We start from the raw sequence: 15,120 nt of genomic DNA, 5'->3' as shown, positions 1-15,120 counted from the left end.
GGGCCGGATCGGCATGCCCTAGAAGTATGCACGCCCGCAGGTCGGCTGCCGGAGTCGAGGGGAACTCAGGGTAGTTTTGACGGGTTGAGCGGAACGGAACAAATAGGGATCGAGGTGCACGTGCCTGACGTCTCCGTGGTCGTCATCGTCTACAACGACGCAGAGCGTCTGCCGACAGCCGTCCAGTCGGTGCTCGACCAGACCCTGCACGGGGTCGAGGTCGTCATCGTCGACGACTGCAGCAAGGACCGGTCGTTCGAGGTGGCACAGGCCCTCGAAGCGGCGCATCCGGGGCGGGTGCGCGCCTTCCGGCTGCCCGAGAACAGCGGTGGCTGCGGAGCGCCCCGCAATCACGGCATCCAGCAGGCCACCGGCACCTATGTCATGTTCCTGGACAGTGACGACGTGCTGGAGCGCAACGCCTGCCGGAACATGCTGGAGGCCGCCGAGCGGACCGGTTCCGACCTCGTCTCGGGCATGTGCGTGCGCGTCCACCTCGACAACCGGTGGCGCAAGACCACCGAGTGGTACCCGTGGATCTACGCCCGCACCCGGACCCTGGAATCCATCACCGAGTACCCCGACCTGCTGGTCTACGACACCCTCTCCACGAACAAGTGCTACCGGCGCGCGTTCCTGCTGGAGCAGGGCCTGGAGTTCCCGGTCGGCATCCACTACGAGGACCTGCTGTTCTCGGCGCAGGCGTACGTCGCGGCCCGCCGGATCACCCTGATCCCGAACCACGTCTACTTCTGGAACGTGATCGAGAAGGCCGCCGCCAAGTCGATCAGCAACCGGCGCCACGAGATCGCGAACTTCGTGCACCGGATGGAGATCCACCGCCGGGTCGACGAGCTGCTCGCCGCCCACGGGCACGACGAGATCAAGTCGGCCAAGGACGCCAAGTTCCTCAAGCACGACCTGGTGCTGCACCTGCGTGACCTGCACCTGGTGGACGACGACTACCGGCAGGAGTTCGCCCGGCTGGCCAACGGCTACCTGGCGGGCATCGACCCGGCCGCGTACGACCACGTCAACCACCTCCAGGCGATCTGCGCCTACCTGCTCGGCAAGGAGGACTGGGAGAACCTGATCCCGGCCGCCGAGTCGATGACCAACAAGGGACGGCTCACCTCCCCGCTCGCGAAGCGCGACGGGCGCATCTACTGGTGCGACCGGCACGTCGACGACCCGGCGGACTCCGAGGCCCGCCGGATACTGGACGTCACCGGGCAGGGCTTCCACACCGCCCCGCTCGGCTCGCTCGCCCTGGGCAACCGGCTGACCTCGTACCAGGACGACGGACGCGGCACGGTCACGATGTCCGGCGCGGTGGTGAACCCGCTGCGGCGGATCGCGGCGGACGCGCCGCTCAAGGCGGAGCTGGAGTTCCGGGCCCGCCGTCAGATCGGCGTGAAGTCGTTCAGCTTCCCGGTGGAAACGATCAAGCACGCCGGTGACACGATCGAGTGGACCGTACGGGCCGACATCGGCAAGACCGTCCGGCCGCTCGGCATCATCGACGCCGTGTGGGACGTCCGCCTGAAGCTGACGGCCGGCGGCGACCGGATCTCCACCCGGGTCGCGGTCGGCGGGGTCGACCTGGAGCAGGCAGCGGCCCTGCGGGTCCGCCCGCGGCTGACCCGGCTGGTCTCCGACCGCTTCGAGCCGGAGATCACCAAGAAGGGCAACCTCTCCTACGTGCTCACCGCCGAGGGCGCGGCAGCCGTCCGCACCTCGGCGCTGATCAACAACGCGATGCACGGCAAGGCCGCCGGCCTGGTCAAGCGGAGCCTGAAGAAGGCCCTGAAGACCAAGCGGAACATCGGCTCGGGCGAGCAGAAGGTGCAGGCCTACCACGAGGTCTTCTCGAAGCTGCCGATCAAAAAGGGCCTGGTCGTCTTCGAGAGCCACATGGGCAAGCAGTTCAGCGACAGCCCCAAGGCGATCTACGAGGAAATGGTCCGCCAGGGCGTCGACTTCGAAGCCGTCTGGTCCTACGCGGGCGCCAAGCCCACCGGCTTCCCCAAGGAGGCCACCCTGGTCAGGCGGTGGAGCTGGCAGTACCTGCGGGCGCTGGCCCAGGCCGAGTTCTGGATCGACAACCAGGGCTTCCCGCTGGCGCTGGCCAAGCGCCCGGGGACCACGTACATCCAGACCTGGCACGGCTCGGCGCTCAAGCGGATGGGCTTCCACGAGCCGCGCACCAAGGCGCTCGGCCAGGACGCGCAGGCCAAGTTCCAGAAGGCCGTCGACCGCTTCGACCACTTCCTGATCCGGTCCGAGCACGACCGGCGCACCCTCGCCAAGGGCTTCCGGCTCCGCGAGGAGGTGCTGCTGCCCACCGGGTATCCGCGCAACGACGCCCTGGTGGCGGCCTACCGCGAGGAGGCGGACAGCGGCGAGCGGGTCCGCGGGCCGCTCGCGGCCGAGCTGGGCATCGCCCCGGAGAAGAAGGTGCTGCTGTACGCGCCGACCTTCCGGGCGGCGGCGGACGGTTCGGTGGAGGGCTTCGAGTTCCCCTTCGACGTGAAGGAGTTCGCCGACAAGCTGGGTGACCGTTTCACCCTGCTGGTGCGCACCCACTACCTCAACAGCGTCTCGCTGCCGCCGTCGGTGGCGGGCCGGGTGATCGACGTGTCCAAGCACCACGACATCACCCCGCTGCTGGCCCTGGCGGACGGTCTGATCACCGACTACTCGTCCGTGATGTTCGACTACGCGGTCCTGGACCGGCCGATGCTGTTCTTCGCGTACGACTACGAGGCGTACTCCAGCGACATCCGCGGCACCTACTTCGACCTGAAGGAGAAGGCGCCCGGCCCGGTCGTGGCCACGGCGGACGAACTCCTGCAGGCGGTCGCCGCCTTCGAGGAGGCCGACGCCAAGTACGCCGAGGCGCGGCAGCGCTTCCTCGCCGAGTTCGGCGAGCACGACCGCGGGGACGCGGCTGCACAGATCGTCGAGAAGTTCTTCCAGGGGAGCGGCAAGTGAGCAGCCGTGACATCTTTTTCGTCTCCAACAGCGTCGACGAGATCGGCGGTGTGACCACCTGGTCGCACCAGATGGCCCGGCTGCTCGCCGACCGCGGCCACCGGGTGCACGTCATCGGCATCGCGCCGGTGGAGGAGCCCCTCCGCCAGCCCTTCCCCGCCGACCTGCCGTATGAGACGACCTGTCTGTACGACGTACGGCCGCCCTCGCCGCGCGCGCTGCGCGGCCTCAAGGGGAAGCTGAACGCGCCCGAGCGGCGCCGCCAGTCGGCCCGCCGGGCCGGGATGCGCGAGCAGGCCGAGAAGCTGAACGCGCTGTTCCGGGCGGCCGGGCCGGGTGCCGTGGTGATCTGCACCCAGGTCTGGGCGATGGAGTGGGTGGCGCTCGCCGACACCAAGGGGCTCACCCTCATCGGGATGAGCCACGAGTCGTACGAGGCCAGCCACAAGTCCTCGCGGGCGGCCCGAGTCCGGCGCCACTACAAGGACGTGGACCGGCTGCTGGTGCTCACCCCGGAGGACGCGGACCTGTGGATCCGCTCCGGGATGGAGAACGTGGGCTCCATGCCGAACCCGCTGCCCTTCATGCCCGAGGCGCCCGCCCCGCGCGAGGCGAAGGTGGTGGCCTCGGTCGGCCGCCTCGCCTTCGAGAAGGGCGTGGACCTGCTGCTGGACGCCTGGTCGGAGGCTGCTCCGCAGCACCCGGACTGGACCCTGCGGATCTACGGCGCGGGCGCGGAGGAGGCCACCCTGCGCGCGTACTGCACCTCGCTGGGCCTGGACGACTCGGTGGAGTGGATGGGCAGCACCGGCGATGTGCTCGGGGCGCTGCAGGAGGCCTCGGTGTTCGCGCAGGCCTCCCGGGCCGAGGGCTTCCCGATCACCCTGCTGGAGGCGATGGCGGCGGGCGTGCCTCCGGTGGCCTTCGACTGCGCGCCGGGCGTCCGCGAGATCGTGTCGCACGGCGAGGACGGGCTGCTGGCCCGGCTGGGCAACACCATGGAGCTGGCCGGGCACCTGGACCGGCTGATGTCCGACCGGGCCTACCGGGACCGGCTCGGTGACACCGCCTTCCGTGAGGTGCAGCGCTACTCCAGCGCCGACATCACGGACCGGTGGGAAGAGCTGTTCGCCTTCCTCCAGCGCTGACCGCCGGCGCTGACCGCCACCGCGTCGCACCGCAACGAAGCCGCCCGCCCCGGAATCACCGGGGCGGGCGGCTTCATGCGTTGCTGGAGGTCAGCGCTCCTTGTGGGCCGCGGACTTGTTGGCCTGCCAGCCCGCCCAGGCCGAGGTGATCATCTCGCGGACGTCGTGGCGGGCCTTCCAGCCCAGCTCGGCGGCGATCCGGTCGGCCGAGGCCACCACCTTGGCCGGGTCACCGGGCCGGCGCGGGGTGACCACCGGGGCGTGGCTGTGCCCGGTGTTCTCGTTGAGGAGGTCGACCATCTCGCGGACGGAGACGCCCTCGCCGCGGCCGATGTTCACGGTGAGGTCCTTGTACTCGCCGGCCTCGGCCCACTCGGCCAGCTTGCGTGCGGCCACCACATGGGCGTCGGCGAGGTCCTCGACGTGGATGTAGTCGCGGATGCAGGTGCCGTCCGGGGTCGGGTAGTCGTCGCCGAAGATCCGGGCGCCCTCGCCCTGGTCGAACCGCTCGAAGACCATCGGGACCAGGTTGAACACCCCGGTGTCGGCGAGCTCCGGCGCGGCGGCACCGGCCACGTTGAAGTAGCGCAGGCAGGCGGTGGCGATGCCGTGCGCCTTGCCGGCCGCCCGGACCAGCCACTCGCCGGCCAGCTTGGTCTCGCCGTACGGGCTCAGCGGGGCGCAGGGGGTGTTCTCGGTGACCGAGTCCACGTCCGGCATGCCGTACACGGAGGCCGAGGAGGAGAACAGGAAGTTGCGGATGCCGGCCGCGGCCACCGCGCCCAGCAGAACCTGCAGGCCCTCCACGTTCTCGTGGTAGTAGTACATCGGCTTCTCGACGGACTCGCCGACCTGCTTCTTGCCCGCCAGGTGCACCACGCCGGTGATCTTGTGCTTGCGGATGACCTCGTCCAGCGCCAGCCGGTCCAGGACCGTGCCGATCACCAGCGGCACGCCCTCCGGGACCCGGTCCTCGTTCCCCGTGGACAGGTCGTCGAAGACGACCACCTTCTCCCCCGCGAGCAGCATCGCGCGGACCACGTGCGAGCCGATGTATCCGGCGCCACCGGTGATCAGAAACGTCATGGGGTCTCCCGAGTCCTGTCCGTTGTCTAGCGTGCCCCGCGGCCCGTGCGGGACCGGCTGAGGCGGTTGCGTACGAGGTTGGCCGCCCCGTCGGCGCCGGGCGCCAGCCGCAGCGCGAGCGATCCGGCGGCCGTCCGGTACGGCTGCGCCAGCAGAACACCGTACCGGCTGCTGGGCAGCGCCCGCCTCCGCAGCAGGTCACCGAGGGGGCGCAGGGAGGTGAGCAGGGAGCTCCCGTCGGCACACTCCACGCCCACCCGCAGGTCCCAGGCCTGCATGCCGCGCAGCCCCAGGCGGCGGCCGGTGACGGCCAGCGCGGCCGGTTTGAAGGGCAGTTCGGCGATCCAGGTGCCTTCGCCGGCCTCGCCGTCTCGTTCCGGGCGCAGTTCCACCGGGTGGCCGCTGACCGCATCGCCGCCCCCGCGGGGCAGGAAGTGCAGCTGCGCGGTGCGCGGGCCGGCCGCGGCGAGCCGCCCGTACAGGTCGTGGACGCGGACGGCGAGGGCACCGGAGCCGGCCGGTCCGGCGTCCACGGTGACCGGCAGCTCGGCCAACGGCAGCCCGGCCAGCCCGTCGAGCCGGGCCTCGGGCAGCTCGGCGCTCCACACCGGGGTGCCGTCGGGCCCGGTGGCGTACGGGGGCAGCAGACGGGGCGGTTCGGCAGCGAACCGGGTGAGGCGTTCGACATCGGCGGGCGGGGCCGGGGCGGCGCGCAGCACCCGGACGATCCAACGGGCCTTGGCGGCGGCGGCCTCGACGGCGGCCTCGTCGAAGCTGTCGAGGTACGCGCGGGTCAGCTGCCACCAGGCGGCCCGGTACTCGGGGTCCTTGCCGAGCTCCCGGAGGTACATCCGCAGGTCGTACTCGAGGAACTTCACGGCGCAGGCCCGCCCGAGCTCCTCGGAGGAGGCGCCGAGGATCTCGGCGGCCCGGCGGTGGGCCTCGATACGGGAGCGCCAGTTCCCGACGTCCTTGCGGTCCAGGGAGATGGACACCTGGGCGGCACTGCGCCGCACATGCCAGACGTAGACCAGGTCCTCGATCACGGCGATGCGGGGGGCGGCGGCCAGCACCCGGGCGGTGAAGACGAAGTCCTCGTAGACGAACCGGCCGTCGGGGAACCGGATGCCGTGCTCGTCGAGGAAGTCCCGGCGGTAGAGCTTGTTGACGCAGAGGGTGTCGCGGACCAGCTCGGGGCGGTCCGCGGGCCGCTCGATCACCTCGCCCGCCGGGCCCGGGGCGTGCAGCCCGGGCATCCAGGGAACGTCGTTGCCCTGCGGCAGCTCGCGGCGCACGCAGGAGCCGACGGTGACCGGTGCCCGGTGGCGTTCGGCGGCGCGCAGCAGGGCCTCGGCCGCGCCCGGCGGCAGGACGTCGTCACTGTCGAGGAAGAGGACGTACGAGCCGGTGGCGGCGGCGATGCCGTCGTTGCGGGGGGTGCCGCAGCCACCGCTGTTCTCCGTCCGGTGGATCACCTTCAGGAGCGGGTGGGCGGCGGCCAGCCCGTCCAGAACCTCGGCGGTGCGGTCGGCGGACGCGTCGTTCACCGCGATGACCTCACCGACCGCCGGGCCCTGGGCGAGTGCCGAACGGACGGCCTCGCCCACGAGCCCGGCGTCGTTGTACGCGATCACCACGACGGAAACGGTGGGAGTGTTGCTGCTCACCGGCCCGATCCTACGGGGTGGCCGCACACCTCCTAGAAGGGGCGGAACTCGTCGTACTCGCGCTGGGCGGCGTCGCCGCGCTGCGCTTCCTTCTCCTTGCGGCGCTGGGTGGCCGGGCGCGGGGCGTCCAGGCGGTGGTCCTCGCCACGGCGGCCGAGCATCTCGGCGCCGGCCATCACGGTCGGCTCCCAGTCGAAGACGACCGCGTTCTCGTCGGGGCCGATGGCAACGCCGTCGCCGGCCCGGGCGCCGGCCTTCATCAGCGCGTCCTCGACGCCGAGGCGGTTGAGTCGGTCGGCGAGGTAGCCCACGGCCTCGTCGTTGTTGAAGTCGGTCTGGCGGACCCAGCGCTCCGGCTTCTCGCCGCGCACGCGGTAGAGGTCCTCCGCCTCCTCGTAGGCGACGGTGAACCCGGTGTCGTCCACGGCCTTCGGACGGATGACGATGCGGGTCGCCTCCTCCTTGGGCTTGCGGGCGCGCGCCTTGGCGACGATCTCGGCGAGGGCGAAGGACAGCTCCTTCAGGCCGGTGCGGGCCACGGCCGACACCTCGAAGACCTTGTAGCCGCGCTCCTCCAGCTCCGGGCGGATCATCTCGGCGAGGTCCTGGCCGTCGGGGATGTCGACCTTGTTGAGGACGACCAGGCGCGGGCGCTTCTCCAGGCCGCCGCCGTACAGCTTGAGCTCCTCCTCGATGACGTCGAGGTCGGAGACCGGGTCGCGGTCGGACTCCAGGGTGGCGGTGTCCAGGACGTGCACCAGCACCGAGCAGCGCTCGACGTGCCGCAGGAACTCCAGGCCCAGGCCACGGCCCTGGCTGGCGCCGGGGATCAGGCCGGGGACGTCGGCGATGGTGTAGACGGTCGAGCCGGCGGTGACCACGCCCAGGTTCGGTACCAGGGTCGTGAAGGGGTAGTCGGCGATCTTCGGCTTGGCGGCGGAGAGCACCGAGATCAGCGAGGACTTGCCGGCGCTCGGGTAGCCGACCAGCGCCACGTCGGCGACGGTCTTGAGCTCCAGGACGATGTCCCCGGCCTTGCCGGGCTCGCCGAGCAGGGCGAAGCCGGGCGCCTTGCGGCGGGCCGAGGCCAGCGCGGCGTTGCCGAGGCCGCCACGACCGCCGTCGGCGGCGACGTAGGTGGTGCCCTCGCCGACCAGGTCGGCCAGGATGTTGCCCTCCTTGTCGAGGACCACGGTGCCGTCGGGGACGGTCAGGATCAGGTCCTGGCCGTCCTTGCCGGAGCGGTTGCCGCCCTCGCCCGGCTTGCCGTTGGTGGCCTTCCGGTGCGGGCTGTGGTGGTACTCCAGCAGGGTGGTGATCGACTGGTCGACGACCAGGATCACGTCTCCGCCACGGCCGCCGTTGCCGCCGTCGGGGCCGCCGAGCGGCTTGAACTTCTCCCGGTGAACGGAGGCGCAGCCGTGGCCTCCGTTACCCGCGGCGACGTGCAGCTCGACGCGGTCCACGAAGGTGGTCATGGTTGTTCCTCCAGATATGTACGGAATAGTCCTGGGCGCTACAGCCTGTGTAACGCGCCGAGGGCGGACCCGCTTCCCGGCATCGCCGGGAAGACTGAGATCCGCCCTCGGTAAGTTGCGAACGCCTTGATCTAAAAGATCAGGCGGCCGGAACGATGTTCACGACCTTGCGGCCACGGTGGGTGCCGAACTGCACCGCACCGGGAAGCAGGGCGAACAGGGTGTCGTCGCCACCACGGCCGACGCCGGCGCCCGGGTGGAAGTGGGTGCCACGCTGGCGGACGAGGATCTCACCAGCGGAAACGACCTGACCGCCGAAGCGCTTCACGCCGAGCCGCTGGGCATTGGAGTCGCGACCGTTCCGGGTGGACGATGCGCCCTTCTTGTGTGCCATTGCTCAGTCCCTCTTACTTCGCAGCCGTCGGAATGCCGGTGACCTTGATCGCCGTGTACTGCTGGCGGTGACCCTGGCGACGGCGGTAGCCGGTCTTGTTCTTGTAGCGCAGGATGTCGATCTTGGCGCCCTTGTGGTGGTCCACGACCTCGGCCGTGACCTTGATCCCGGCCAGGACCCACGGGTCGCTGGTCACGGCGTCGCCGTCGACAACGAGCAGGGTCGAGAGCTCGACCGTGTCGCCAACCTTGGCAGTGGAAATCTTGTCAACCTCAACGATGTCGCCGACAGCAACCTTGTGCTGCCGACCACCGCTGCGCACGATGGCGTACACGCGGATCTCTCTCTCGCTCGATTCGGGAACCCCTGAAGCCAGCCGACCCCCGCCGAAATACGAGGCGGCCTCCCCCGCGCCGCGAAGCCCGGGAGGTGAGGTGCTCAGGAGCTGGCGCGCACATAGACACGCCGACGTGCAAGGTTACGCGCCAGAGGTTTACGAGGTCAAACCGGCCCCTGCGGACCCCCGTGACGGGGATGGACGAGGATGCGGGAACGGCTCCGCCCGGCACCGAAGGGGTGCCGGGCGGAGCCGAACCGGACGGGGTGGATCAGGCTTCGTCGGTGGAGGCCGAGACGGACGGGAGCGTCTGCTCCGCCGCCGCGGTCTTCTTCGTCGCCGCCTTCTTCACGGTCTTCTTGGCCGTCGTCGTCTTCTTCGCAGCCGCCGTCTTCTTGGTGGCGGCCGTCTTCTTGGCGGCCGTCGCCTTCTTCGCCGGGGCCTTCTTGGCGGCCGTCTTGCGGGCCGCCGTCTTCTTGACCGGAGCCGCCTCCTCGGCGGCCGGGGCCTCCGGCTCGGCGGCGGCCGGGGTGGCCTCCGGAACCTCCGGAGCCGTCACGACCACGACCGCAGCCTCGGCACCCGCCGGAGAACCGGCCGGAGCGGTGGCCTTACGGGTCGCCCGGCGCCGCGGACGGGCCGGAGCGGCCTCCACGACCGGCTCGGGCTCGGCCTCGGCCTGGACGGGGGCCGGGGCCTCCACCACGGGCTCGGGCTCGGGCGCCACGACCGGCTCGGCGGCCGGGGCCTCCACCACGGTCTCGACCGGCTTCGGCGAGCCCGCCGGAGCCGTGGCCTTACGGGTCGCCCGGCGCCGGGTCCGGGCCGGAGCGGCCTCCACGACCGGCTCGGCCACGGCCTCCACAGCGGCCTCGGCGACGACCTCGGCGGCCGGCTCCAGCACGGTGTCCGCGGGCTCGGTCACCGGCTCGGCCTCCACGACCGGCTCGACGACCGGCTCCGGGGCCACAGCCGGGGCCGGCGCAGCGGCGGCAGCACCGCGCGGGGCGCCCGCCGGGGCGGTCGCCTTACGGGTGGCCCGGCGACGGCTGCGACGGCCGGACAGACCGGCCGCAGCCTCCGCCTCGGCCGGGCTGCTGTACAGCTCCTCGTCCGGCACGAACGAGGGCTCCGGCAGCGCCCGCGGCTCGGCGATCTCCGCCTCGACCTCGGCGGCCGTCTCCACGGCCTCCGCAGTCGCCGACTCCACGATCTCGACTTCGGCCTCGACCGCGTGGTCGTGCTCGAGCTCGTGACCACGGCCGCCGCGCTTCTTCGCACGCTTGCCGTTGCCCCCGCCACCGATCACGGCCGGCTGCTCCATGTGCACGATCACACCGCGCCCGTTGCAGTGGACACAGGTCTCGGAGAAGGACTCCAGCAGGCCCTGGCCCACCCGCTTGCGGGTCATCTGGACCAGGCCCAGCGAGGTGACCTCGGCGACCTGGTGCTTCGTACGGTCCCGGCCCAGGCACTCCAGCATGCGCCGCAGCACCAGGTCGCGGTTGGACTCCAGCACCATGTCGATGAAGTCGATGACCACGATGCCGCCGAGGTCGCGCAGCCGCAGCTGGCGCACGATCTCCTCGGCCGCCTCCAGGTTGTTCCGGGTGACGGTCTCCTCGAGGTTTCCGCCCTGACCGGTGAACTTGCCGGTGTTGACGTCGATGACGATCATCGCCTCGGTCTTGTCGATCACCAGGGAGCCGCCCGAGGGCAGCCACACCTTGCGGTCGAGCGCCTTGGCGAGCTGCTCGTCGATCCGGTACGTCGCGAAGACATCGACCTCGGAGGTCCAGCGGGACAGCCGGTCGGCCAGGTCCGGGGCGACGTGGTTCACGTAGCCGTGGATGGTCTCCCAGGCAGTGTCACCGCTGACGATGACCTTCGAGAAGTCCTCGTTGAAGATGTCGCGCACGACGCGGACGGTCATGTCCGGCTCGCCGTACAGCAGGCTCGGCGAAGAGGTCGAGATCTGCTTCGACTTCTTCTGGATGTCCTCCCACTGGGCCTGCAGACGCTCGACGTCGCGGCGCAGCTCGTCCTCGCTCGCGCCCTCGGCGGCGGTGCGCACGATGACGCCCGCGTCCTCGGGGACGATCTTCTTGAGGATGGTCTTCAGGCGGGCGCGCTCGGTGTCGGGCAGCTTGCGGCTGATGCCGGTCATCGAGCCCTCGGGCACGTAGACCAGGTAGCGGCCGGGCAGCGAGACCTGGCTGGTGAGGCGGGCGCCCTTGTGGCCGATCGGGTCCTTGGTGACCTGCACCAGGACCGACTGGCCGGACTTGAGGGCGGACTCGATGCGGCGCGGCCCGTTGGCCATGCCGAGCGCCTCGAAGTTGACCTCACCGGCGTACAGGACCGCGTTGCGGCCCTTGCCGATGTCGATGAAGGCGGCCTCCATGGACGGCAGCACGTTCTGGACCTTGCCCAGGTAAACGTTGCCGACGTACGAGGTGGCCTCTTCCTTGTTGACGTAGTGCTCGACGAGCACGTTGTCCTCGAGGACGCCGATCTGGGTGCGGTCGCCGTTCTGGCGGACGACCATCACGCGCTCGACGGCCTCGCGGCGGGCCAGGAACTCGGCCTCGGTGATGATCGGGACGCGGCGGCGGCCCTGCTCGCGGCCCTCGCGGCGGCGCTGCTTCTTCGCCTCCAAGCGGGTGGAGCCCTTGATGGACTGCACCTCGTCGGAAGACTCGGCCTTCTCCCGGGCCGGGCGCGGCTCGCGGACCTTGACGACCGTACGGACGCCGTCCTCCTCGCCCGCCTCGGCCTCGGGGCCGGTGTCGCCGGAGCGACGGCGGCGCCGACGACGGCGACGGCTGGAGCTGGAGCCGAGGCCGGCGGAGCCCTCCTCGGACTCCTCGGCTTCCTCGGCGGACTCCTCGAACTCCTCCTCGGACTCCTCGCCCTCTTCCTCGGCGGACTCGTCGAGCTCGGCGGCCTCGCCCCGGCGGCGGCGACGGCCACCGCGGCGACGGCGGCGGGACGGGCGCTCGCCCGACTCGTCGGTCTCCTCTTCCTCGAGCTCGGCGGCCTCGGCCTCGACCTCGGCCTCGACGGCTTCGGCGGCGGGCGCCTCCTCGACGACCGGCTCGGGCGCGACGGCACCGCCACGGCGGCGACGGCGGCGGCCGGCGGGCTGCTCGGCCGGGGCCTGGACCTCGGCGACGGCCTCGGCCTCGACGGCTTCCTCGGCGAGCTCCTCCTCGGCCTCCTCCGCCTCGACCCGCGCGGCGGCGGCAGCCGCGGCGGCGGTCTCCGGGGTCTGGAACATCGGCTCGGCGAAGACCGGCGCCTGGAACACGGCGACGGCGGGACGCACGGCACGGCGGGCAGCGCGCGGCGCGGGGGCCTCGGCCTCCGGCTGGGCGGCGGCGGCCGGCTCGGCCTGCTGGGCGGCGGGGGCGGTGCCGCGGGTGGCGCGGCGGCGGCCACGGCCCTTGGGCGCGTCGATGGCGTCGGCGACGGTCACGGTCGCCTTGGCGGCTTCCTTGGTCGCCTTCGGCTCCTGCGGCTCCTCGGCGACCGGGGCGGTCTCGACGGCGGGAGCGGTCTCGGCGGCGGGCGCCGTCACCGCACGGGTGGCACGACGACGGGTACGCGCCGGAGCAGCAGCCGGAGCGGGCTCGGCAACCGGCTCGACGACGGGCTCAGCGGCCACAGCAGCCTCGGCCTCGGCAACCGGAGCGGTCGCAGCACGGGTGGCACGACGACGCGTACGCGCCGGAGCAGCAGCCGGAGCCTCCTCGACGGCAGCAGCCGGAGCAGCCTCGGCGACCGGGGCAGTCTCGACGGCGGGAGCGGTCTCGGCGGCAGGCGCCGTCACCGAACGGGTGGCACGACGACGGGTACGCGCCGGAGCAGCAGCCGGAGCCGGCTCGGCGACGGGCTCGGCAACCACAGCAGCCTCGGCCTCAGCCTCGGCAACCGGAGCAGTCGCAGCACGGGTGGCACGACGACGCGTACGCGCCGGAGCAGCAGCCGGAGCCTCCTCGACGGCAGCAGCCGGAGCCGGAGCGGCCTCGACGACCGGAGCGGTCTCGGCGGCGGCCGTGGCTCCCGGCGGGCCGGCCGGCCGGGACGCCGCGCGGCGGCGCCGACGCGGCGGCAGGTTGTCGCTGGGGCTGTCGGCTCCGGCGGCGGGGTTTTCGTTCATTTCGTTGTTGAGCATGCGGGCGGTTCTCCCGTCACGCTCCCGGGCGCCGCGGCTGACATCCGGTCCGGCTCGGCTCCGTGCAATGTGCTCGGAACCGGCCTCCGGGGCGCGTTCGCCTCACGGGAGCTGTAGGTTCATGGCCGCCGGTTCCGTACCCGATGTGTGTACGGCCTGGCGGAAGTCTTCAGGTCAGTGCGCGGCCCGACCCAGGTGGCTCCCGAGTGCCAGGGCTGCGCGACAACGCGTCCTTACGCGGCGGGACCTTCCGACGCCTTCGCGGCGGCGGCTACGGCGGCCGTGGGTGGGGCGGCCGTGACAGCCTCGCGGTCGGGCGCGAGCGGGTCGGTCACCGTGCCGGACTCCTCGTCGAAGAGCCCCTGCGCCAGCCTGGTCACCGCTGCGGGGACCGGCGGCGCCAGGTCGGCCACAGCTCGGAGACCGGACAGGACGTCGTCGGGTCGGACGGCAGGTGTCACGTGCCGAACAACCAGCCGCAGTATCGCACAGGCATTGTCCTGCGGCCTATCAGCCGGGGCAGCCGGGGCGGGATGCGTCTCGATGCTGGCCACGGCCCCGCGGGTGTCGAAGGTCCGCAGGCCGTTCTTCGTCCGGCGCTGGACCTCCACGGTCTCGGCCTCGAGGAAGGCGGCCACGGCCCGCTCGGCGTCGGCACGCTCCACGCCGTCCAGTCGCAGCTCCCACACGGAGGCGGTGAGCCGGTCGGCGAGGCCCGAGGTACGGGCTTCGACGGCGTCGGTGATGTCGAGCCCGGCGGGCAGCGACTCGTCGAGCAGCTCGCGGAGCTTCTCGGGGTCGCGGTGCGCGGTGAGGGCGATCTCCAGGTATTCGGCCTCGCTGCCGGTGCCGGTGGGCGCGGCGTTTGCGTACGAGACCTTCGGGTGGGGGGTGAAGCCGGCCGAGTACGCCATCGGCACCTCGGCGCGGCGCAGGGCCCGCTCGAAGGCACGCTGGAAGTCTCGGTGGCTGGTGAACCGGAGGCGGCCGCGCTTGGTGTAGCGCAGTCGGATGCGCTGCACCGCCGGTGCGGGCGGCGGGCCTTCGGGCTGTCGCTTGCCCAGTGGTTCTTCTCCTTGTGCGGGGCGCGAGCGCTCAGGCTCCGCCCTGTGACGTCTTTCGAAGCGGGGGCGGCTCCTGGGCCGCGCCTACGGCTGTCGTACTACCCAGAGTACGCGCCCGTGACCTCGCCGGTTCCGCCTGGTTGCGGCCGGCCGCTACCCGAACAGGGCGATACGCACTTCCCGGGCAGCCGCGCGGACGGCCCGCCAGGCATCGCGCAGCACATGGCCGAGCGGGGTGAGCACGTACTTGTAGACCTTGACGGCCACCCAGCCGATCAGCACCCAGCCGAGGACCCTCAGAATCTGCCCGGCGATCCGCCAGGCCCAGGCGATCAGATGCCCGAGGGGCGTGAGGACGTACCGGTACAGGGGCCCGAACAGGTACTCCACCAGCACCCCGGCCAGCCACACGGCGGCGTGCCCGAGGGGCCGCAACACCCATCGCCAGAGCAACCGCCCCACGGGAGCGAGGAAGTACGCGTAAAGGAACTGCCCGACGGGCGCGAGGAGATACCGCCACAGGAACCGGCAGGGCCAGACGACGAAGATCCGCAGAACCCACCCGAGCACCCACCCGACGACCCGGACCACCGGCTCCAGCACATAGGCAACCAGCGGCGCCAGCAGATACCGCCCGACCAGCCGGCACACCCAGGCGAAGAACTCCCAGACGGCCCGGACGGGCAGTACGACGAGGACGGCCACGACCTTGGCCACCCCACCAAGACAGCCCCCGGCCGGCGCCGGAGGCTGTGCGTTGTGCATGTTCATGCCC

10 protein-coding genes are annotated in these 15,120 nt (G+C 71.7%); 2 read left to right on the top strand and 8 right to left on the bottom strand.

What is annotated here, in order from left to right:
• Nucleotides 1-114 precede the first annotated feature (114 nt).
• Entirely contained in the window at nt 115-2,994 is a 2,880-nt protein-coding gene (locus ABT123_RS10420; protein ID WP_351312102.1) for a bifunctional glycosyltransferase/CDP-glycerol:glycerophosphate glycerophosphotransferase, read from the top strand.
• The gene (locus ABT123_RS10415) at nt 2,991-4,142 is read left to right on the top strand and encodes a glycosyltransferase (protein WP_351311791.1); all 1,152 of its coding nucleotides are present in this window, start codon (nt 2,991-2,993) and stop codon (nt 4,140-4,142) included. Before ABT123_RS10420 ends, ABT123_RS10415 begins: the two co-directional genes overlap by 4 nt.
• Nucleotides 4,143-4,232: 90 nt before the next feature.
• On the opposite strand, the gene galE is transcribed toward ABT123_RS10415, so the two are convergent.
• From galE to ABT123_RS10375, 8 genes are all read right to left on the bottom strand, one after another.
• Nucleotides 4,233-5,228 carry a UDP-glucose 4-epimerase GalE gene (gene galE / locus ABT123_RS10410; RefSeq protein ID WP_351311789.1) on the bottom strand — a complete coding sequence of 332 codons (996 nt, stop codon included), beginning with the start codon at nt 5,226-5,228 and terminating at the stop codon, nt 4,233-4,235.
• A 26-nt stretch (nt 5,229-5,254) separates the two neighbouring features.
• Nucleotides 5,255-6,895, bottom strand: a complete 1,641-nt coding sequence (locus tag ABT123_RS10405; protein ID WP_351311787.1) for a glycosyltransferase family 2 protein — start codon at nt 6,893-6,895, stop codon at nt 5,255-5,257.
• A 32-nt stretch (nt 6,896-6,927) separates the two neighbouring features.
• Nucleotides 6,928-8,373: a GTPase ObgE gene (gene obgE / locus ABT123_RS10400; protein WP_351311785.1), complete on the bottom strand. Its 1,446-nt coding sequence runs from the start codon at nt 8,371-8,373 to the stop codon at nt 6,928-6,930.
• A 139-nt stretch (nt 8,374-8,512) separates the two neighbouring features.
• Nucleotides 8,513-8,767, bottom strand: a complete 255-nt coding sequence (gene rpmA, locus ABT123_RS10395; protein WP_007264038.1) for a 50S ribosomal protein L27 — start codon at nt 8,765-8,767, stop codon at nt 8,513-8,515.
• A 13-nt stretch (nt 8,768-8,780) separates the two neighbouring features.
• Nucleotides 8,781-9,101 (bottom strand): 50S ribosomal protein L21, encoded by a 321-nt coding sequence (rplU, locus tag ABT123_RS10390; RefSeq protein ID WP_114036861.1) that lies wholly within the window; start codon nt 9,099-9,101, stop codon nt 8,781-8,783.
• 274 nt (nt 9,102-9,375) lie between these two features.
• Entirely contained in the window at nt 9,376-13,281 is a 3,906-nt protein-coding gene (locus tag ABT123_RS10385) for an Rne/Rng family ribonuclease (protein ID WP_351311782.1), read from the bottom strand.
• A 233-nt stretch (nt 13,282-13,514) separates the two neighbouring features.
• Nucleotides 13,515-14,303: a TIGR03936 family radical SAM-associated protein gene (locus ABT123_RS10380; RefSeq protein ID WP_351311780.1), complete on the bottom strand. Its 789-nt coding sequence runs from the start codon at nt 14,301-14,303 to the stop codon at nt 13,515-13,517.
• Between the two features lie 195 nt (nt 14,304-14,498).
• Nucleotides 14,499-15,116, bottom strand: coding sequence for a hypothetical protein (locus ABT123_RS10375; RefSeq protein ID WP_351311779.1), 618 nt, complete (start codon nt 15,114-15,116; stop codon nt 14,499-14,501).
• Nucleotides 15,117-15,120: the final 4 nt, after the last annotated feature.

Source organism: Streptomyces sp. NPDC002054, from assembly GCF_040296685.1.
Classification (GTDB): Bacteria; Actinomycetota; Actinomycetes; order Streptomycetales; family Streptomycetaceae; genus Streptomyces.
This window is presented reverse-complemented; position numbering and strand designations above follow the sequence as displayed.